Annotated in this window: 18 protein-coding genes; 10 read left to right on the top strand and 8 right to left on the bottom strand. The window is 65.6% G+C overall.

The features are described 5' to 3' along the window. Positions 1-16 precede the first annotated feature (16 nt). Both OIK40_RS07535 and hemC read right to left on the bottom strand, forming a co-directional pair. On the bottom strand, positions 17-727 hold the full coding sequence (locus OIK40_RS07535; protein WP_273677494.1) for a uroporphyrinogen-III synthase: 711 nt from the start codon (positions 725-727) through the stop codon (positions 17-19). After that, entirely contained in the window at positions 724-1,665 is a 942-nt protein-coding gene (hemC, locus tag OIK40_RS07530) for a hydroxymethylbilane synthase (RefSeq protein ID WP_273677493.1), read from the bottom strand. Before hemC ends, OIK40_RS07535 begins: the two co-directional genes overlap by 4 nt. A gap of 44 nt (positions 1,666-1,709) precedes the next feature. Here hemC and tsaD point away from each other — a divergent pair, with 44 nt between their 5' ends. From tsaD to OIK40_RS07485, 9 genes are all read left to right on the top strand, one after another. Further along, a complete protein-coding gene (gene tsaD, locus OIK40_RS07525) occupies positions 1,710-2,783 on the top strand; it encodes a tRNA (adenosine(37)-N6)-threonylcarbamoyltransferase complex transferase subunit TsaD (RefSeq protein ID WP_273677492.1) in 1,074 nt (357 codons plus the stop codon). Next, positions 2,780-3,796 (top strand): NAD(P)H-dependent glycerol-3-phosphate dehydrogenase, encoded by a 1,017-nt coding sequence (locus OIK40_RS07520; RefSeq protein ID WP_273677490.1) that lies wholly within the window; start codon positions 2,780-2,782, stop codon positions 3,794-3,796. The genes tsaD and OIK40_RS07520 overlap by 4 nt, the downstream gene beginning before the upstream one ends. Next, positions 3,793-5,337 carry a lipopolysaccharide biosynthesis protein gene (locus tag OIK40_RS07515; RefSeq protein ID WP_374211799.1) on the top strand — a complete coding sequence of 515 codons (1,545 nt, stop codon included), beginning with the start codon at positions 3,793-3,795 and terminating at the stop codon, positions 5,335-5,337. The genes OIK40_RS07520 and OIK40_RS07515 overlap by 4 nt, the downstream gene beginning before the upstream one ends. 69 nt (positions 5,338-5,406) lie before the next feature. Then, positions 5,407-7,023: a vWA domain-containing protein gene (locus tag OIK40_RS07510; protein WP_273677488.1), complete on the top strand. Its 1,617-nt coding sequence runs from the start codon at positions 5,407-5,409 to the stop codon at positions 7,021-7,023. Between the two features lie 82 nt (positions 7,024-7,105). Then, entirely contained in the window at positions 7,106-7,687 is a 582-nt protein-coding gene (locus OIK40_RS07505; RefSeq protein ID WP_273677486.1) for a helix-hairpin-helix domain-containing protein, read from the top strand. 76 nt (positions 7,688-7,763) lie between these two features. Continuing rightward, the gene (locus OIK40_RS07500; protein WP_273677485.1) at positions 7,764-8,120 is read left to right on the top strand and encodes a response regulator; all 357 of its coding nucleotides are present in this window, start codon (positions 7,764-7,766) and stop codon (positions 8,118-8,120) included. A gap of 97 nt (positions 8,121-8,217) precedes the next feature. Further along, positions 8,218-9,423: an acyl-CoA dehydrogenase gene (locus OIK40_RS07495; RefSeq protein WP_273677483.1), complete on the top strand. Its 1,206-nt coding sequence runs from the start codon at positions 8,218-8,220 to the stop codon at positions 9,421-9,423. After that, the gene (maiA, locus tag OIK40_RS07490; RefSeq protein ID WP_273677481.1) at positions 9,423-10,058 is read left to right on the top strand and encodes a maleylacetoacetate isomerase; all 636 of its coding nucleotides are present in this window, start codon (positions 9,423-9,425) and stop codon (positions 10,056-10,058) included. Before OIK40_RS07495 ends, maiA begins: the two co-directional genes overlap by 1 nt. Positions 10,059-10,083: 25 nt before the next feature. Next, positions 10,084-11,094, top strand: coding sequence for a fumarylacetoacetate hydrolase family protein (locus OIK40_RS07485; RefSeq protein WP_273677479.1), 1,011 nt, complete (start codon positions 10,084-10,086; stop codon positions 11,092-11,094). 95 nt (positions 11,095-11,189) lie between these two features. Here the strand turns inward: OIK40_RS07485 and ald are convergent, their stop codons facing one another. Then, positions 11,190-12,278, bottom strand: a complete 1,089-nt coding sequence (ald, locus tag OIK40_RS07480; RefSeq protein WP_273677477.1) for an alanine dehydrogenase — start codon at positions 12,276-12,278, stop codon at positions 11,190-11,192. A 94-nt stretch (positions 12,279-12,372) separates the two neighbouring features. Between ald and OIK40_RS07475 the strand changes: the two genes are divergently transcribed. Further along, on the top strand, positions 12,373-13,824 hold the full coding sequence (locus OIK40_RS07475; RefSeq protein WP_273677475.1) for an NAD-dependent succinate-semialdehyde dehydrogenase: 1,452 nt from the start codon (positions 12,373-12,375) through the stop codon (positions 13,822-13,824). 275 nt (positions 13,825-14,099) lie between these two features. On the opposite strand, the gene OIK40_RS07470 is transcribed toward OIK40_RS07475, so the two are convergent. The 5 genes from OIK40_RS07470 to OIK40_RS07450 all read right to left on the bottom strand — a co-directional run bounded on the left by OIK40_RS07470 (position 14,100) and on the right by OIK40_RS07450 (position 18,264). After that, positions 14,100-15,266 (bottom strand): alpha-hydroxy-acid oxidizing protein, encoded by a 1,167-nt coding sequence (locus tag OIK40_RS07470; RefSeq protein WP_273677474.1) that lies wholly within the window; start codon positions 15,264-15,266, stop codon positions 14,100-14,102. A gap of 70 nt (positions 15,267-15,336) precedes the next feature. Continuing rightward, complete coding sequence (locus OIK40_RS07465) at positions 15,337-15,684, bottom strand: thiol-disulfide oxidoreductase DCC family protein (protein ID WP_273677473.1); 348 nt, start codon at positions 15,682-15,684, stop codon at positions 15,337-15,339. After that, entirely contained in the window at positions 15,681-15,815 is a 135-nt protein-coding gene (locus OIK40_RS07460) for a DUF2474 domain-containing protein (RefSeq protein WP_273677472.1), read from the bottom strand. The genes OIK40_RS07465 and OIK40_RS07460 overlap by 4 nt, the downstream gene beginning before the upstream one ends. Continuing rightward, entirely contained in the window at positions 15,815-16,810 is a 996-nt protein-coding gene (cydB, locus tag OIK40_RS07455) for a cytochrome d ubiquinol oxidase subunit II (RefSeq protein ID WP_273677470.1), read from the bottom strand. The genes OIK40_RS07460 and cydB overlap by 1 nt, the downstream gene beginning before the upstream one ends. After that, the gene (locus tag OIK40_RS07450) at positions 16,810-18,264 is read right to left on the bottom strand and encodes a cytochrome ubiquinol oxidase subunit I (RefSeq protein WP_273677469.1); all 1,455 of its coding nucleotides are present in this window, start codon (positions 18,262-18,264) and stop codon (positions 16,810-16,812) included. Before OIK40_RS07450 ends, cydB begins: the two co-directional genes overlap by 1 nt. Positions 18,265-18,288: the final 24 nt, after the last annotated feature.

Below are 18,288 nucleotides of genomic sequence, written 5' to 3'. Positions count from 1 at the left end.
TTCTGCGACCTTGTTCTTATCGCCCTGGCGCGGCGGGAATGGAGCTTGGCTTCTGGCACAAGTGGGATGCCATTGCCAACAAGGCAACCTCGTCCGGGCTGGCGGCGATGTGGACGGCCTGCCAGCCCTCCCCAGCAGCAGCCGCGATGCGCGGGCCGAGCGCGGCGAGCGTGATGGTTTCGCGCTCCAGCCCGAGCCGGTCGCACTCGCCGGCGAAGTGGCGCGCGGTGGCGGCCGAATGGAGCAGCACCATGATGTCGCCCGCAGCCAGTTCCCCCGCCGACGGATCGAGCGGGAGCATGACGTTGCGATAGGCAATGACGGTGTCGAAACTGACGCCCGCAGGGGGCTTCAGCGGTACGTGTTCTTCCCCCGCGATGCGCAGCAGGCGGCGCGGCGGTGCAATCGTGTCGAGCACGCCTTGCAGGCCACCGCTGCCGACCATTTCGACCGCAAAACCCGCTTCGCGCGCTGCCGAAGCGGTGGCCTCGCCCACGGCGAAGACGGGTTTGTCGGCAAGCGGCGCGAGATTTGCACCGCCATGCAGGATCGCATTGGCGCTGCCGATCAGCAGCCCGTCATAGGCGGCCGGATCGGGGCAGTCCCACGCCACGGGACGGATTTCGGAAAGCGCCTGTCCGGTTATTGAAAGGCCCAGCGCGCGGGCTTTCTCCAGCGTCGCGGACAACCCCGGTTCGGGGCGCAGCGCGAGCAGGTGGACGCTCATTTTCCCTGGCGGAAATGCGGCGCGATGCCGGGGGTGGCGCGGGCCAGCAGGTCGGCGGCCAGCGCCTTTACCGGCGCATGATCGCCCGGTGCGAAGCTGGCCGTGCCCTCGATCCGCTCGGCCCCGTCGGGACTAAACAGCGCGGCGCGCATCGACAGGCTATCGCCCCCGCCCGTGCACAGCACCGCGACCGGCGAATGGCAGGTGCCGCCCAGTTCGGCGAGCAGCGCGCGTTCGGCCTCCAGCTCGGCGCGGGTCGGCGCGTGATCGATGGCGGCAAGCAACGCGGTGGTGCGCGCATTATCGGCGCGGCATTCGATCGCGATCACCCCCTGCGCGGCGGCGGGGATCCATTCACCCTCGCCCAAGGGGCTGCCGACTGCGCTCTGACCGAGCCGTTCAAGGCCCGCGGCGGCAAGGAAGGTCACGTCCGCCTCGCCCGCCTCAAGCTTGGCGAGCCGCGTGGCGACATTGCCGCGGAAGGTGACGACCTTGCAATCGGGCCGCAGGTTCAAAAGCTGCGCGGCGCGGCGCGGGGCGCTGGTGCCGACAACCGCGCCCTGCGGGATCGCGGCGATGCTGGCCGCACCGACGAGGCAATCGCGACGGTCGGCGCGCGGCAGGAAGGCGGGAAAGTGGAATTCGGACGGGCGGATGGTCTCGACGTCCTTGGCCGAATGCACCGACAGATCGATCCGCCCCTCACCCAGCCATTGATCGAGTTCCTTGGTCCACAGCGCCTTGCCGCCGATTTCGGACAGCGGGCGGTCCAGCACCTTGTCGCCGCTCGCCAGCACGGGCACGAGTTCGACCTCGTCCTCGGCCCAGCCGTGGGCGGCGCACAGGCGGGCGCGGGTTTCAACTGCCTGCGCCATCGCAAGCGGGGAATTGCGGGTGCCCAGTCGCAAGCGCGGGGCGTTTGGAGATGCTTCGTTCATGGCTATGCTTGCCCTAGCCTTCACAAAGACTAGATGGAAGCCGGATGGGATCGGCAACGCACACCTCTGAAGCACCTCTGGTGTTGGGCATCGAATCGAGCTGCGATGAAACCGCCGTCGCGCTGGTGCGCGGCGACCGCGTGATTCTGGCGCAGGCGATTGCCAGTCAGGAGGCAGAACACGCGCCCTATGGCGGCGTGGTGCCCGAAATCGCCGCCCGTGCCCATGCCGAACGGCTGGCACCGATGCTGGAAAAGGTGATGGGCGATGCGGGCCTGAGTCTTGCCGATGTCGATGCGATTGCCGCCACTGCCGGGCCGGGGCTGATCGGCGGGGTGATGGTCGGTCTGGTAAGCGCCAAGGCGCTGGCGATGGCGGCGGACAAGCCGCTGCTGGCGATAAACCACCTCGAAGGTCACGCGCTTTCGCCGCGGCTGGCCGATGCAGGGCTGGAATTTCCCTATCTGCTGCTGCTGGTTTCGGGCGGGCATTGCCAAATCCTCGCCGTCGAGGGTGTGGGACAGTACCGCCGCCTTGCCACCACCATCGACGATGCGCTGGGCGAGGCGTTCGACAAGACCGCCAAGTTGTTAGGCCTCGGCTATCCCGGCGGGCCTGCGGTGGAGCGGCTGGCGCTGGAAGGCGATCCCAAGGCCGTGCCGCTGCCGCGCCCGCTGAAGGGTTCGCGCGAACCGCATTTCTCCTTTGCGGGCCTCAAGAGCGCGGTGCTGCGCGCGGTCGAAAGCGGCGAGCATCGGCCTGCCGACATTGCCGCAAGCTTCCAGCAGGCGGCTGTCGAATGTCTGACCGACAGGCTCGAACTTGCGCTTGATACTGCGGGGCCTTTCCCCGCGTTGGTGGTGGCCGGCGGGGTTGCGGCGAACAAGGTGGTGCGCGGCGCACTGGAAACCCTCGCGGCGCGTCACGCCATGCGCTTCACCGCCCCGCCGCTGGCACTGTGCACCGATAATGCCGCGATGATCGCCTGGGCGGGTTGCGAACGGTTGGCGATCGAGGGCAGGGATTTTGCGGGCGATGCCCTAGATTTTCAGGCCCGCCCGCGCTGGGCGCTCGATCCGGATGCGGACAAGGTGCGCGGGGCGGGAGTGAAGGCATGACGGCACACCAGACCATCGGCGTCATCGGCGCAGGCGCATGGGGCACGGCGCTGGCGCAGATGCTTGCCAGCGACGGGCGCGAGGTCATCCTCTGGGCCTACGAGCCCGAAGTGGTCGCCGCGATCAATGCCGAACACAGAAACCCGCTCTACCTGCCCTCCGCCACCCTCGCGCCGACGATCTGCGCGACCGGCGATCTGGCCGATCTGGCGGCGACCAACATCGTGCTGGTCGTCACCCCCGCACAGGTGCTGGGCAAGGTGCTGGCGGGCCTATCCCGCCAGCCGCGCGATCTGGTGCTGTGTTCCAAGGGGATCGAGGCAGGCACCGGACGCCTGATGAACGACGTCGCCCGCGAAGCTTGCCCCGACAGCGCCATCGCGGTGCTTTCCGGGCCGACATTTGCGCATGAAGTCGCCGCGGGCCTGCCGACCGCCGTCACGCTCGCCTGTTCGGGCGGCGCGGCGCAGTGGGAACGTCTGGCGCCCGCCATCGCGCGCCCCGCGTTCCGCCCCTATTATTCCGACGATGTCTGCGGCGCGGAAATCGGCGGCGCGGTGAAGAACGTGCTGGCCATCGCCTGCGGGGTGGTGGACGGACTGGCGCTTGGCCAGAACGCCCGCGCCGCGCTGATCGCGCGCGGCTATGCCGAAATGCTGCGCTTTGGCGAGGCATTGGGCGCGCAGACCGAGACACTGGCCGGCCTGTGCGGACTGGGCGATCTGGTGCTTACCTGCTCCTCCACCTCAAGTCGCAATTTCTCGCTCGGCAAGGCACTCGGCGAAGGCGCCTCCGCAGCCGAACTGATGGCTGACCGCCGCACCGTGGCCGAAGGCGCGCACACCGCGCCCGTGCTGGCGGATCTGGCGGAACGGCGCGGTATCCCGATGCCGATCGTGGCTGCCGTCAACGCCATTCTGGGCGGAGCGGGAGCCGGCAAGGTGGTGGCCGAACTGCTGTCCCGCCCGCTGCGGGCCGAACTCGAAAGCGATGCAAAGGACCTGACGGCGTGAGCCAACCGCCCGCCGACAGTGCCCCTGCCCCGGAAAAGGGCGGCGACGATCTCGCCACGCTGGCCAAGGGCGGGCGCACCAATACGATGGGTTTCGTGGTGCGCCTGATCGCGCGCATTCCCTTCCTCGTCATCGCCACCCGCCTTTACGGGGCCGAGGCGCTGGGGCGCTTCGCCTCGGCGCTGGTGCTGATAGAGATTGTCGCGCTGATCTGTTCGCTGGGCGAAAAGCGTGGTCTGGCGCAGCGCCTGTCCGAAGGCGCGGGCGAAAACCGCAGTGCGGAAACCAACCTTGTTTATGACGGCATTCTGCTGGCGCTGGCCTATTCGGCGGTTGCCGCCGGGGTGCTGCTGGTGTTCCCCGAACCGATGTTCCCCAACGGCATGAACAGCCCGTGGGACATGTGGCTGGTGGCCACCATCCCCGCCTTTGCCGTCACCGAAATCCTGTTGGCCGCGCAGGCCTACCGCTTCGATATCGCCACCACGGTGCGCGCGCGGGCGGTGGTGGAGCCGTGGACGATATCGATCGGGGCAGGCGTGTTCTTCTTCATCCCCGAAACGCGCGATGCGGGGCTGGCGCTGGCGTTCATAACCTCGATCTATGCCGGGCTGCTGACGGCGCTGTGGCCGTTCCTGCGCACCTATGGTCTGCCGAAGAACTGGACACCGCAGGCCCGCGCGATGCTGGGCATGTCGGCGCGGGCTTTCCCGCTGGTTGGCGCGGACGCGATTGAGCGCGGGACACGGCTGCTCGACATTTTCATCCTCGGGTTGTTTGCACCGCCGCAAGCGGTCGGCATCTATTACGCCGCGCAGCAAATCGCCTCGCTGCCGCAGAAGCTGAAGACGTCCTTCGAGCCCATCCTGTCGCCCGTCATCACCAAGAACCTGCGCATCGGCAACATGGAAGCGATTGCCGCGCAAGTGCGGCAGGTGGGCTTCTGGATCATCGCCGTGCAACTGGGCATCGCGCTGGTGCTGGGCATGCCGGGCGAGGCGGTGATGGGCCTGTGGGGGCCGGATTATGTCGCGGGCACCGCCGCGCTGGCCTTCCTGCTGGCGGCCGAGGTGGTCGCCTCGATGGCGGTCGTGTCCGAAAGCGTGCTCGTCTACATCGCCCGCAAGCGCAATCTGGCGATTTCGGTCGGGATCATTGCGTTGCAGGCGGGGCTGACAGTGGCGCTGATTATGGCGGTGCGCAATGCAGGCCTGGGTGGCGGGTATCAGGCCGCAGGCGCCGCGGGCGCCTTGATGATCGCACTGGCAACCTCCAGCCTCGTCAAGGCGCTGCTGCTGAAGCGCCTGCTCGGCGCGAGCGTTTCGAACTGGCGCTGGCCGCTTGTCTATGCAGCGGCTGCGGCGGTGGTGGTGGGATATGCCTTCACTCTGCTGCCCGAATGGATCGAGCTGCTGGTCGGCATCCCCGCCGTGCTCGGCACCTATGCGCTGGTGATATGGCGGCGCGGCTTTGGCGAGGAGGACAAGGTGCTGTTCCGCAAGAATGTCGTCCCGGACGAGGACAGCTCGTCCCCCGCATAGAGCGTTCAGTCGCTATTCACGGCTGCGAATCGATTTTTCAATCCGCTGGAACAAGCGGGGAGAAAAGTGATGCGAGGGACAAGACTGATCGCCGGCCTGGCGCTGTGTGCCGTGATCGCGGGCTGCGCCGGAAACGATAGCAGCGATATGGCTGCCGCCCCGCCTCCCCCGCCTGCCAGAGCGCCGGCGTCGCAGGAAGTCCTCACCGTCACCGGATCGCGATTGGCCAAGGCATCCGCAGCCGACATGGCCTATTTCGCCCCGCCGGTGGTGGTCGCCACCGATCCCGGCCGCGAGAAATATGATGGCAAGGAAGTCTCGCCGGTCAAGCTGGTCGCCGCAGAGCCGGTCAGCACCTTCAGCGTCGATGTCGATACCGGCGCCTATGCCAATGCCCGGCGTTTCCTGACGCAAGGCATGATGCCCCCGCAGGACGCGGTTCGCACCGAGGAGATGATCAATTATTTCCGCTACGACTATGCCAGGCCGCAGGATCGCAGCCAGCCCTTCACGGTAACCACCGACGTCGCGAAAACGCCGTGGAACGATAATACCTACCTGATGCGCATCGGGTTGCGCGGTTACGATATCGACAGCGCCGAACGCCCGCCTGCGAACCTTGTGTTCCTGATGGACGTATCGGGTTCGATGAACAGCCCCGACAAGTTGCCGCTGGTCAAGACCGCGCTGGCGGGCCTCGCGGGCGAATTGTCGTCGCAGGACAAGGTTTCGATCGTGGTCTATGCCGGTGCGGCCGGCATGGTGCTCGAACCGACCAGCGACACTGGGAAAATCCGCCGCGCGCTGGAAAGTCTTTCGGCGGGCGGATCGACCGCGGGCGGCGCGGGGATCGAGCTCGCCTATCGCATTGCCGAGGACAATTTCATCAAGGGCGGCGTGAACCGCGTGATCCTTGCCACCGACGGCGATTTCAACGTCGGCGTGTCGGACACCAAGGCGCTGATCGAGCTGATCGAGAACAAGCGCGATTCCGGCATCACGCTCACCACGCTCGGCTTTGGCACGGGCAATTACAACGAAGCGATGATGGAGCAGATCGCCAACCATGGGAACGGCAATTACGCCTATATCGATAGCGCGCTGGAGGCGACGAAGGTGCTGGGCGAGGAGATGTCGAGCACGCTGTTCACCATCGCCAAGGACGTGAAAATCCAGGTTGAATTCAACCCTGCCGTCATCAGCCAGTATCGCCTTGTCGGCTACGAGAACCGCGCCCTTCGCGAAGAGGATTTCGACAATGACCGCGTGGATGCGGGCGATATCGGCGCAGGCCATCAGGTGACCGCAATCTACGAGATCGTGCCGGCGGGCACGAAGGGCTGGATCGCTCCGCGCCGCTACGAGGATGTCCCCGCCGAAGCCGCCCGCACAAAGCTGGCCGAGGCCGCCAATATCAAACTGCGCTACAAACTGCCCGATGGCGAAAAGTCGCGGCTGATCGAAAAGGCGGTGCCGTCGGGGCTTCTTTACGCTGCCGCGCTGCCCAAGGGCGATTTCGCCTTTGCCGCCGCTGTCGCCGCTTTCGGGCAGGTGCTGCGCGGGGACGAGATGATGATGGGATACAGCTTCGATCAGATCGGCAGGCTCGCAGGCGATCAGGACAATTTCTGGCGGCAGGAATTCCTGCGTCTCAACGCGCTGGCGGGGAGCATGAAGGGCGGCTGAGTTAAGGCACCGTGCTTCCACCGGCGCGGATCAGGGTCTATTGGCGGGCGCGACCGATTCTGTGCTGGAGCATACCATCGTGATGACGAATGATCTGAATGCCTTGCTGCCCTTCATCCTGATCGGGCTGGTGGTGCTGGTTGTGGCCGTCTGGTTCATTGCCAAGGCCAACCGCAAAACCTCCGTGATCGACGACGGCACCCGCGCGAAGGATGTGCTCGACGAAGGCGCCGAACGCGCGCGCCGCAATCAGGCGCTGATCGATGCCGCCCCGGCTGCGGTAAAGCCCGCGCCCGAACCGCTCTCAGCCGCGGCCAATGCGCAAGCCGTGGCCGCTGCGCCGCTGGGCACCGATGCCGAGGCCGGGCCGCAGGTGGTTCCCACCACCACACCCGCCCCCGCCGCGGCTCCGGCCCCGTCGGCTGCGGACGACCTGTCGCGGATCAAAGGTGTCGGGCCCAAACTGGTGACACTTCTGGGCGAGCTCGGCGTCACGTCCTTCGCGCAGATCGCGGCATGGTCCGATGCCGATATCGAGCGCATCGACGCGCAGCTCGGGCGGTTCAAGGGCCGCATCACCCGCGATCAATGGGTGGAACAGGCCAAATACCTCGCCGCGGGCGACGAGACCGGCTTCGCCGCGAAGTTCGGCAACAACGGGTAAAATACGGAGCAAGGTTTACGTCCAACCCGTGTTACACTCCGGCAGTCCCGGAGTCGCGGACACGGGGAGAAGACCTATGGCCTTGCGAATATTGGTGGCCGAGGACGAGTATATTACCGCCTTCGACCTGCGTGATACCTTCGAGGAAGCCGGCTACGAAGTCGAAGGCCCGTATGCCGGGATTTCCTCGGCCATGCTCGCCTGCCAGAAGGCAAAGCCCGATCTGGCGATCCTCGATATCGAGCTGGTCGACGGCCTGACCTACGAGCTGGCGCAGACGCTGATCGACGACAACGTGCCGGTGATCCTCCATTCCGAACGGGCCGAGCGCGATGAAATCGCTGCCCGGTTCCCGCGTGCGGTGGCGGTGGCAAAGCCTTGCCCGCCCGCTGCGCTGCTGGACGCGGTAGGCCGCGTGCTGGCGACCTGCTGAAAAGCCGCGCGCAGCGGCGCTGTTGGGCGCGCTCCCCCTTGCTCCGTCCCGCCAAGCCTGCGAAGGCATGGCAAACAGATTAAGCAGGAGCATCGCCATGCACGGCACCCCCGCCCCGAAGAGCGGAATCGCCCCGTTCAACTGGGAAGACCCCTTCGATCTCGAAAGCCAGCTGACCGAGGAAGAGCGGATGATCCGCGATGCCGCGCACGGCTTCGCGCAATCCGAATTGCAGCCGCGCGTGATCGACGCCTTCCGCGAGGAGGTGGACGCGCCCGAACTCTTCCCGCTGATGGGTCAGGCGGGCCTGCTGGGTGCCACCATCCCCGAAGAATTCGGCGGCGCGGGCGCAGGCTATGTCGCCTATGGGTTGATCGCGCGCGAAATCGAGCGGGTCGATAGCGGCTACCGTTCGATGGCGAGCGTGCAATCCAGCCTCGTGATGCACCCGATCTACGCCTATGGTTCGGACGAACAGCGCCGCAAGTATCTCCCCGGCCTCGCCGCAGGCACGTTGATCGGCTGCTTCGGCCTGACCGAGCCTGATGCGGGTTCCGATCCGGCGGGCATGAAGACTTACGCGAAGAAGGACGGTGACGATTACGTCATCTCCGGCAGCAAGACCTGGATTTCCAATTCGCCCTTCGCCGACGTTTTCGTGGTCTGGGCCAAGAGCGAGGAACATGGCGGCGCAATCCGCGGATTCGTGCTGGAAAAGGGCATGGCCGGGCTTTCAGCGCCCAAGATCAAGGGCAAGATTTCCCTGCGCGCCTCCACCACCGGCATGATCATGATGGACGAGGTGCGCGTGCCCGCATCCGCGCTGCTGCCGAACGTGGAAGGTCTGAAAGGCCCGTTCGGCTGCCTCAACCGCGCGCGTTACGGGATTTCGTGGGGCGCGATGGGCGCGGCGGAATTCTGCCTCGCCGCCGCGCGCCAGTATGGCCTCGATCGCCACCAGTTCGGCCGACCGCTTGCCGCCACGCAGCTGTTCCAGAAGAAGCTCGCCGACATGATGAGCGACATCGCGCTGGGCCTGCAGGCGTCGCTTCGCGTCGGGCGCCTGATCGACGAGGGGCGCTTTGCCCCCGACATGATCTCGATCGTGAAGCGCAACAATGTCGGCAAGGCGCTCGATATCGCCCGGCAAGCGCGCGACATGCACGGCGGCAACGGCATTTCCGAGGAATATCAGGTGATCCGCCACGCGGTGAACCTGGAAACCGTCAACACCTACGAAGGCACGCATGACGTTCACGCGCTGATCCTCGGCCGCGCAATCACGGGGATCGCGGCGTTCTGATGAAGCTCTACGGCTACTTCCGCTCGTCGACCTCCTACCGGCTGCGCATCGCGCTGAACCTGAAAGGGCTGGCGTTCGAGAACGTGCCAGTCGATCTGCGCACCGGCGCGAACAAGGACGCCGCCTTCACCGCGCGCAATCCCTTCGGCTCGCTGCCGATGCTGGAGGCGGACGGGCGCGATCGGGCGCAATCGATGGCGCTGCTCGAATGGCTCGACGAAGCCTATCCCACCCCGCGCCTGCTGCCGCAGGATATCGAGGCGCGCTACACCGTGCGTGAACTTGCCTACGGCATCGCGACCGAGATCCACGCGGTCAACAACCTGCCGGTGCTGAAATATCTCAAAGACCCGCTCGGCCATTCGCAGGACGAGATCGACGTCTGGTATCGCCACTGGCTCAAACGCACGCTCGATCCGGTTGAGGCGCGGCTGGCGCAGCTGGGGACGGGCGATTTCCTGCACCGCGATACGCCCGGCCTGTTCGAAGTAGTGCTGATCCCGCAACTCGCCAATGCGCGGCGGTTTGCCTACGATCTTTCGGCGTCCCCCCACATGACCCGGATAGAGGCCGCCTGTCTTGCGCTGCCCGCCTTCATCGCGGCCCATCCCGACAACCAGATCGACGCCGAATAATTTTTCGCCAGGAGAGAACAGAATAATGAAGCTCGCGACCCTCGATAACGGCACGCGCGATGGCAAGCTGGTGGTGGTGTCGAAAGACCTCACCCGCTGCTGCGCTGCCGGCTACATCGCCCCCACGCTGCAAGCCGCGCTCGACGATTGGAGCCGGATCGCGCCGGAACTCGAAGTCCTCGCCCGCGATGTCGAGCATGAGGCCGTGCCGTGCGAACGGTTCCACGAACGCCAGGCGCACTCGCCCCTGCCGCGCGCCTATCAATGGGCCGATGGCAGCGCCTATATCAACCATGTCGAACTCGTCCGGCAGGCGCGCGGGGCCAAGGTGCCCGACAGCTTCTATCACGATCCGCTGATGTATCAGGGCGGCTCCGATGCTTTCCTACGCCCTCGTCAGGATATACCCCTCGGCGATCCGGCATGGGGCTGCGACATGGAGGGCGAGATTGCCTGCATCACCGACGACGTGCCGATGGGCGTTTCGGCGGAAGATGCGGCAAAGCATATCAAGCTGCTGATGCTGGTGAACGACGTGTCCCTGCGCGGGCTGATCCCGGGGGAGCTGGAAAAGGGTTTCGGCTTCTTCCAGTCCAAGCCCGCCAGCGCCTTCTCGCCCGTGGCGGTGACGCCCGACGAGTTGGGCGAGGCCTGGGCCGACTGTCTGATCCATCTGCCGCTGATGGTGGATTACAACGGCCAGCCCTTCGGCCGCGCCAATGCCGGCGTGGACGCGACGTTCAACCTGGCGCAGCTGGTCGCCCACGCGGCCAAGACGCGCAATCTGTGCGCGGGCACGGTGATCGGGACCGGCACGATTTCGAACAAGGGTGCCGATGGCGGGCCGGGCAAGCCGGTGGCCGATGGCGGCGCGGGCTATTCCTGCATCGCCGAAATCCGCATGATCGAAACCATCGCCGACGGCGCGCCCAAGACCCCCTTCATGCAGGCGGGTGATACGGTGCGGATCGAGATGCGCGACGAACACAACCACTCGATCTTCGGTGCCATCGAACAGCAGGTGGTGGCAGTCTAAGCTCGGATTAAGGGGCGATCTCGGCGGATCTCGCCCCTTTTTCGCGTTATCTCGGCGATTTTCGACCGCTTTCGCGATGTTTCACGTGGAACACTTCACGATGAAAAGCCGAGGCTTTCCGCCACCGCCGCATTGACGATCTTGCCATTGTGGACGTTCAGCCCGGGGGCGAGATGCGGGTCTTCCTCGCAGGCCTTCAGCCCCTTGTTCGCCAGCGCCAGGCCGAACGGCAGGGTGGCGTTGTTCAGCGCATAGCTGCTCGTCAGCGGCACCGCGCCGGGCATGTTGGCGACGCAGTAATGGATGATCCCGTCGACCTCGTAGGTCGGGTTTTCGTGGGTAGTGGCGTGCGAGGTTTCGAAGCAGCCACCCTGATCAATCGCGACATCGACCAGCACCGCACGGTGCTTCATCTCGCCCAGCATCGCGCGGGTGACGAGGTGCGGCGCACTCGCCCCGGGGATCAGCACGGCGCCGATCACCACGTCGGCCTGCGCGACCGCCTGTTCGATGGTGCCGACGGTCGAGAAACGGGTGATCGCGCGGCCTTGGAACATCTCGTCCAGCTGGCGAAGACGCGGCAGCGAACGGTCGAAGATTTCTACCGTTGCACCGAGGCCCACCGCCATGCGCGCGGCCTGCGTGCCGACCACGCCGCCGCCCAGCACCACGACCCGCGCCGGAAGCACGCCGGGCACCCCGCCCATCAATGTCCCGCGCCCGCCATTGCTGGCCCGCAGCGCCTGCGCACCCGCCTCGATCGACAGGCGACCGGCAACCTCGCTCATCGGCGCAAGCAGCGGCAGGCCGCCGCCGGGGCCCGTCACGGTTTCATAGGCGATGGCCGAAACGCCCGCCTGCATCAGCCCGCGCGCCTGATCGGGATCGGGCGCAAGGTGCAGGTAAGTAAAGAGAATTTGCCCTTCACGCAGTTGCACCCATTCGGACGGCTGCGGTTCCTTGACCTTCACCACCATTTCAGCGCGGGCAAAGACTTCGGCGGCGCTGTCCACCACCTCGGCCCCGGCCTTGCGGTAGGTATCGTCGTCCTTGTCGATGCCGAGGCCCGCCCCGGTTTCGACGATCACGCGGTGCCCGGCGGCGACATATTCGCGCACGGCTTCGGGGGTAAGGCCGACGCGGAACTCGCTCAGCTTGATTTCCTTGGGGACGCCGACCAGCATGATTCTCTCCTCGCGATGCAGCGGAGTCGCCGCTAGAGTATACGCAATAAAATTACAAGTTCGCGCAAGGTCGAATCAAACTACGGAGCCCACCATGACCACCTATCCCACCCTCAAGATGCTGATCGACGGCGAATGGATCGCGACGGGCCATGGGGGAAGCATGGCGGTGGTGAACCCGGCAACGGGGGCGGAAATCGGCCAGTGCCCCAAGGCGAGCCCCGCGCAGCTCGATGCCGCGCTGAAGGCGGCGGATGATGCCTTTGCCGGCTGGAGCCGCACCCCGGGTGCCGAACGCTACGCGATCCTGCGCCGCGCCGCCGATCTGCTGCGCGAACGCGCTCCGGCGATTGCCGCCGTGATCACCGCCGAAATGGGCAAGCCCCGTGCGCAGGCCGTGGGCGAGATCACCGGCTCGACCGACGTGATCGACTTCCTCGGCGAAGAGGCCAAGCGCAAGGGAGGACGCCTGATTCCCTCGCGCGGGCAGCAACTGATCGCGCAGATGGTGACCCACGAACCCGTCGGGCCGAGCGTGCTGCTGACGCCGTGGAATTTCCCGGTGAACCTGCCTGCCAAGAAGATCGCAGGGGCGCTGGCGGCGGGCTGCACCGCGATCCTGAAACCGGCCGAAAATACGCCGGCCTCGGCGCAATTGCTGGTTGAATGCTTCGTCGATGCAGGGGTGCCCAAGGGCGTGCTGAACCTCGTCTATGGCGATCCCGGTCCGGTGTCCGAACACCTGATCGCCTCGCCCGTCACCCGCAAGGTGAGCTTCACCGGATCGACTGCGGTGGGCAAGCAGCTGGGCGCACTGGCGGCGAGCCACATGAAGCGCTTCACCCCGGAACTGGGCGGCCATGCGCCGGTGATCGTCAGCCGCCACGCCGATCTTGAACGCGCCGTGGCGATGTGCGCGGCGACCAAGTTCCGTAATGCGGGGCAAGTCTGCGTTTCGCCCACGCGCTTCCTGGTCGACAAGACGATCTACGACCGCTTCGTCGCGGAATTCGCCGAGCGCACCGGCAAGCTGAAGGTCGGCGATCCGGGCGCGGATGACAGCGTCGATATGGGCCCGCTTGCCCATGGTCGCCGGATCGCGGCGATGGAACAGGTGGTAGCCGATGTCGGCGGCAATCGCGGTGAAGTCGTCACCGGCGGTGCAGTCATCCCGGGCAAGGGATTCTTCTTCCAGCCCACCGTGATCGCCAACCCCGCCCCCGACAGCCGCTTCATGACCGAGGAACCCTTCGGACCCATCGCCGGAATCGTTCCCTATGACACGATCGAGGACGCGGTGCGGATCGCCAACAGCTTACGCTACGGGCTCGCGGCCTATGCCTTCAGCGGCAATCTGGACGAGGCGCATTACCTCGGGCGGGCCTTGCGTGCGGGAATGGTGGGGATCAACCAGCTGATCGTTGCCTCGCCCGAAACCCCGTTCGGCGGGGTGGGCGATTCCGGCTTCGGTTCGGAAGGCGGCGAGGAAGGCTACCTTGCCTTCACCGACACCAAGCTGGTGATGATGGCGAAGGCGGGGGGCTGACCCTCGCCCGCCGGGCGATCAGGCGATCAGCCGGGCAATCCGCTTGAGCAGCGAGTGACTGCTGTCCATCGGCTGAATGCGCCCGTATTGCGCGCGCCGCGAAAATTCGTCGTTCAGCCGGACAGTGCGGTTCATGGGATCCGGCCCACTGGACCAGATAGTTGGTCTTGCCATTGTCGCGTTCCCGATTCGCAGTTGTTGTGCGATTCAAGTTAACAGCAAAACTGTGGAGAAAATATGAAAGTCATGGTTAACGACCTTGCGTCCGCCACAACTCACCGATCCGTGCGGCGCACTCCGGCAGCACGCACATCGGCAAGGGTCGGATAACCGTTAACGGCCATCAGAAGATCGGCTTCGGCGAGGATCGATCTTAACACCCACGCCGCGCCTTCCGCGCCGCCGAGTGCGAGTCCGTAGGTATAGGGGCGCCCCACCCCGACGGCGCGCGCACCCATCGCCAGCGCCTTGACCGCATCGGTGCCCGAACGGATGCCGCTGTCGAACAGCACCGGCACATCGCCCGATGCCTTCACCACGTCTTCGAGCAGATCGATGGTGGCAATCCCGCCATTGGCCTGCCGCCCGCCGTGGTTGGAACAATAGACCGCATCGGCCCCGCTATCGACCGCGCGGCGCGCGTCGTCGGGGTGGCAGATGCCCTTGAGCACGATCGGCAGCTTCGTCACCGATTTGAACCACGCCATGTCCTCCCACGTAAGCACCTGTCCAAAGGTCGCCGCCCAGGTGAAGATCGCCGCCGCCGGGTCCTCCTCGGGTGGCTTGGCGAGCAGCGAGCGGAAGACGGGATCGGTGAAATAATTCTGCAGGACCTTGCCGCGCAGCTGCGGGAAATTGGAGGCGTTGAGATCGCGCGGCCGCCAGCCCGTTACCCAGGTATCCAGTGTCACCACCAGCGCCTTGTAGCCGGCATCTTCGGCGCGGCGGATCAAGCTTGTCGCCAGCTCTTTATTCTTCGGGGTGTAGAGCTGGAACCACGCGGGCGTATCGCCGCAGGCCGCCTTCACATCCTCCAGCGGATCGTTGGCAAGGGTCGACGCGCAGAACGGAACGCCCGTCATCGCCGATGCGCGGGCGGCGGCCATATCGCCGTGGCGGTCCTGCGTCGCCTCGCCGTTCAGGCCGATGGGCGCCATGAACAGCGGGGTAGGATATTTGTGGCCGAAGAGATCAATCGAAAGATCGCGGGTCGCGCAATCGACCATCATGCGCGGCACCATGCCCCAGTGGTGGAAGGCCGAGGCATTGCTGTTCTGCGTATGCTCGTCCCCGCAACCGCCCGCGACATAGTTGGTGAGGCTCGGGCCCAGCGCCTCGTGCGCGCGCTTTTCCAGCGTGGCGAAATCGACGGGGAAAGTGGGCAGAATGCCTTTCAGCCCCGCGTTGTAGATTTCGTTCTGCATCCCGCCGAAATTGGTCATGGCTTGTGGTCTCTCCCGTCTCTCTCGATACGGGATTCAGACCATCAGGCCGTGCAGGGCAAGTGCTTTTTCAGGCAAACAGCCGCTGAAGGCGGGGCCGGACTTTCAGAAACCGGACATAGGCGGCTTCCAGCACGCGCAACACGGGCGACCAGCGCGCCGCCAGCCCCAGCGGGCGCAGCAGCGGGATCGCGCGCCACATCGCGGCAAAGGCCGCCGCGCCGTCATGCACCACCCCGTCCTGTTCGGCATGGAACCGGGCGAGCAGCTGCGCCCGGTCAACAGGGCAGGACGGGTCGCTTCCGGCTGCGACATCGACAAAGGTAATCGCCCCGCGCCGGTCGAGCCGCCGCATCACCGCGATCTCGCGCAGACAAAGCGGGCAGGCACCATCGTACCAGACTTTCACCCGGCTCACGGCGCGATCCACAAGCGGATGACATAGGCCACCGCCCCAAGCACCGCGACGCTAGCCGCCCAGATGCCCGCCATCCATAAGAGGCGCTTCCACAGCGGGCCTTCGGGTTCACGTTCGGGCGGCGCCAGCATCAATGGTAACCTTCATCCGCCACCTTCCCGCGGAACACCCAGTATGCCCAGGCGGTGTAGCCGATGATCAGCGGCAGGGTCAGCGCGACGCCCACCAGCATGAAAATCTGGCTGCGTTCCGGAGCGGCGGCATCCCAGATGGTCAGGGCTTCGGGCACGGCATAGGGCCAGATCGTCACCCCCAGCCCGCTCATGCCGAGGAAGAACAGCGCGATGCCCAGCCAGAACGGCTTGGAATTGCGCTCCTTCAGGATCGCGCGCAGCATCGAGATCGCCACGATGCCCGTCAGGATCGGCACCGGGGCGACCCAGTAGATCTCCGGCGCGGTCAGCCAGCGGGCGGCATAGTCGGCATTGAGCGAGATGTTGTAGAGGCTGACAGCGCCCATCAGCACGATGGTCGCCGCGCCCCAGCGGATCGCGAGCTTGCGGGCATGGGCCTGCTCCTCGCCGTCCAGCTTCCAGATCAGCCAGGTGCTGCCCAGCAAGGCATAGCCCGCCACAGTGCCGAGGCCGGTCAGCAGGGTGTAAGGCGTCAGCCAGTCCCACCAGCTTCCCGCATAGGCGCGGCCTTCCACCTCGATCCCCTGCAGCAGCGCGCCCAGCGTCATGCCCTGCGCCAGCGCGGCGACGAAGCTGCCGCCGGTGAAAGCCATGTCCCAGAACTTCTGATGCGCCGGATCGCGCCAGCGGTATTCGAATGCCACCCCTCGGAAGACCAGGCCCAGCAGCATGGCGATGATCAGCGGATAGGTTGCGGGCAGGATCACCGCATAGGCCAGCGGGAAAGCAGCGAACAGCCCGCCTCCGCCCAAAACCAGCCAGGTCTCGTTCCCGTCCCACACCGGCGCGATCGAGTTCATCGCCCGGTCCCGCTCGCGCCCTGCAGCGAAGGTCGGGAAAAGGATGCCGATGCCGAGGTCGAAGCCGTCCATCACCACATAGGCGAACACGGCAAAGGCGATAATGAACGCCCAGATGACGGTCAGATCCATCACACCGGCTCCTTCTCGTTCGCGCGGTCGCCAGGCAGCGTTTCCGCGCCGCCCGGGTTCTGCATCGGACCTGGGGTAATCCCGGCGGTGCGGATCGGGCCGGTATCGCCGCGCTTGGCTCCCAGTTCGCCCGGCTTGGGCGGCTTGCCCATCAGCTTGAGGATATACCAGACACCGATGCCGAAGACGGTGAAGTAGACTAGGATGAAGGCCAGCAGCGAGGCCGCCACGGCCGGTGCATCAAGCGGGCTTGCCGCATCGGCGGTGCGCAGCAGGCCATAGACCACGAAAGGCTGTCGGCCGACTTCGGTGGTGATCCAGCCTGCCAGCACTGCGGCAAAGCCGGATGGCCCCATCAGCACCGCCGCACGGTGCAGCCACCGCATTTCGTAAAGCCGTCCACGCACCCTGCCCCACAGGCTCCACAGCCCGATGCCGAGCATGGCAAAGCCGATACCGACCATCACCCGGAAGCTCCAGAACACCATGCCCACCGGCGGCTGTTCGTCTTCGGGAATGGTGTCGAGCCCCGCGAGCGGCGCATTGAGATCGTGCTTGAGGATCAGCGAGGAAGCCTTGGGAATTTCGATCGCATAGCGCACCGTCTTTGCCTCGCTGTCGGGGATTCCGAACAGGATCAGCGGCGCGCCTTCGGGGTGGGACTGGAAGTGCCCCTCCATCGCCATCACCTTGGCGGGCTGGTGCTCCAGCGTGTTGAGCCCGTGCATGTCGCCCGCGAAGATCTGCAACGGCGTCACGATCGCCGCCATCCACATCGCCATGGAGAACATTTTGCGCGCGTGCGGATTGGCGCGGTCCTTGAGCAGGTGCCACGCCCCCACCGCGCCCACCACGAAAGCCGTCGTGAGATAAGCCGCCATCACCGTGTGCACGAGGCGATAGGGAAAGCTCGGATTGAAGATGATGTCGATCCAGCTTTCGCCCGGCATGAACTGGCCGTTTTCGGCGATGAAATAGCCGGTAGGCGTCTGCATCCAGCTGTTGACCGAAAGGATCCAGAAGGCCGAAACGAAAGTGCCCAGCGCCACCATCAGCGTAGCGGCGAAGTGCAGCTTCTTGCCGACCTTGTTCATCCCGAACAGCATCACGCCGAGAAAGCCCGCTTCGAGGAAGAAAGCGGTCAGCACCTCGTACGCCATCAAAGGCCCGATGACGGGCCCCGCCCTGTCGGAAAACACCGCCCAGTTGGTGCCGAACTGGTAGGACATGACGATGCCGGAAACGACGCCCATCGCAAAGGCGATAGCGAAGATCTTCAGCCAGTACTTGAACAGATCGAGATAAACGGGCTTGCCCGTTTTCAGCCACAGCCCTTCCAGCACCGCAAGGTAGCTCGCCAGCCCGATCGAAAAGGCCGGGAAGAAGAAGTGGAAGCTTACCGTGAAGGCAAACTGGATCCGCGCGAGCAGCAGGGCGTCGAGGTTTTCCAACATGGTAGTGAGCTAATCCCTTGCCGG

It is taken from the genome of Erythrobacter fulvus (assembly GCF_028595285.1).
In the GTDB taxonomy this organism is placed as follows: domain Bacteria; phylum Pseudomonadota; class Alphaproteobacteria; order Sphingomonadales; family Sphingomonadaceae; genus Erythrobacter; species Erythrobacter fulvus.
This window is presented reverse-complemented; position numbering and strand designations above follow the sequence as displayed.

What these genes read in the sequence shown, in the direction of transcription:
- OIK40_RS07470 (WP_273677474.1), bottom strand. Translation starts at nt 15,266, where the DNA reads ATGACCAATTTCGGCGGGATGCAGAACGAAATCTACAACGCGGGGCTG.
- OIK40_RS07505 (WP_273677486.1), top strand. Translation starts at nt 7,106, where the DNA reads ATGACGAATGATCTGAATGCCTTGCTGCCCTTCATCCTGATCGGGCTG.
- OIK40_RS07475 (WP_273677475.1), top strand. Translation starts at nt 12,373, where the DNA reads ATGACCACCTATCCCACCCTCAAGATGCTGATCGACGGCGAATGGATC.
- OIK40_RS07535 (WP_273677494.1), bottom strand. Translation starts at nt 727, where the DNA reads ATGAGCGTCCACCTGCTCGCGCTGCGCCCCGAACCGGGGTTGTCCGCG.
- maiA (WP_273677481.1), top strand. Translation starts at nt 9,423, where the DNA reads ATGAAGCTCTACGGCTACTTCCGCTCGTCGACCTCCTACCGGCTGCGC.
- OIK40_RS07495 (WP_273677483.1), top strand. Translation starts at nt 8,218, where the DNA reads ATGCACGGCACCCCCGCCCCGAAGAGCGGAATCGCCCCGTTCAACTGG.
- OIK40_RS07520 (WP_273677490.1), top strand. Translation starts at nt 2,780, where the DNA reads ATGACGGCACACCAGACCATCGGCGTCATCGGCGCAGGCGCATGGGGC.
- OIK40_RS07510 (WP_273677488.1), top strand. Translation starts at nt 5,407, where the DNA reads ATGCGAGGGACAAGACTGATCGCCGGCCTGGCGCTGTGTGCCGTGATC.
- cydB (WP_273677470.1), bottom strand. Translation starts at nt 16,810, where the DNA reads ATGGATCTGACCGTCATCTGGGCGTTCATTATCGCCTTTGCCGTGTTC.
- OIK40_RS07500 (WP_273677485.1), top strand. Translation starts at nt 7,764, where the DNA reads ATGGCCTTGCGAATATTGGTGGCCGAGGACGAGTATATTACCGCCTTC.
- tsaD (WP_273677492.1), top strand. Translation starts at nt 1,710, where the DNA reads ATGGGATCGGCAACGCACACCTCTGAAGCACCTCTGGTGTTGGGCATC.
- hemC (WP_273677493.1), bottom strand. Translation starts at nt 1,665, where the DNA reads ATGAACGAAGCATCTCCAAACGCCCCGCGCTTGCGACTGGGCACCCGC.
- OIK40_RS07460 (WP_273677472.1), bottom strand. Translation starts at nt 15,815, where the DNA reads ATGCTGGCGCCGCCCGAACGTGAACCCGAAGGCCCGCTGTGGAAGCGC.
- OIK40_RS07485 (WP_273677479.1), top strand. Translation starts at nt 10,084, where the DNA reads ATGAAGCTCGCGACCCTCGATAACGGCACGCGCGATGGCAAGCTGGTG.
- ald (WP_273677477.1), bottom strand. Translation starts at nt 12,278, where the DNA reads ATGCTGGTCGGCGTCCCCAAGGAAATCAAGCTGAGCGAGTTCCGCGTC.
- OIK40_RS07450 (WP_273677469.1), bottom strand. Translation starts at nt 18,264, where the DNA reads ATGTTGGAAAACCTCGACGCCCTGCTGCTCGCGCGGATCCAGTTTGCC.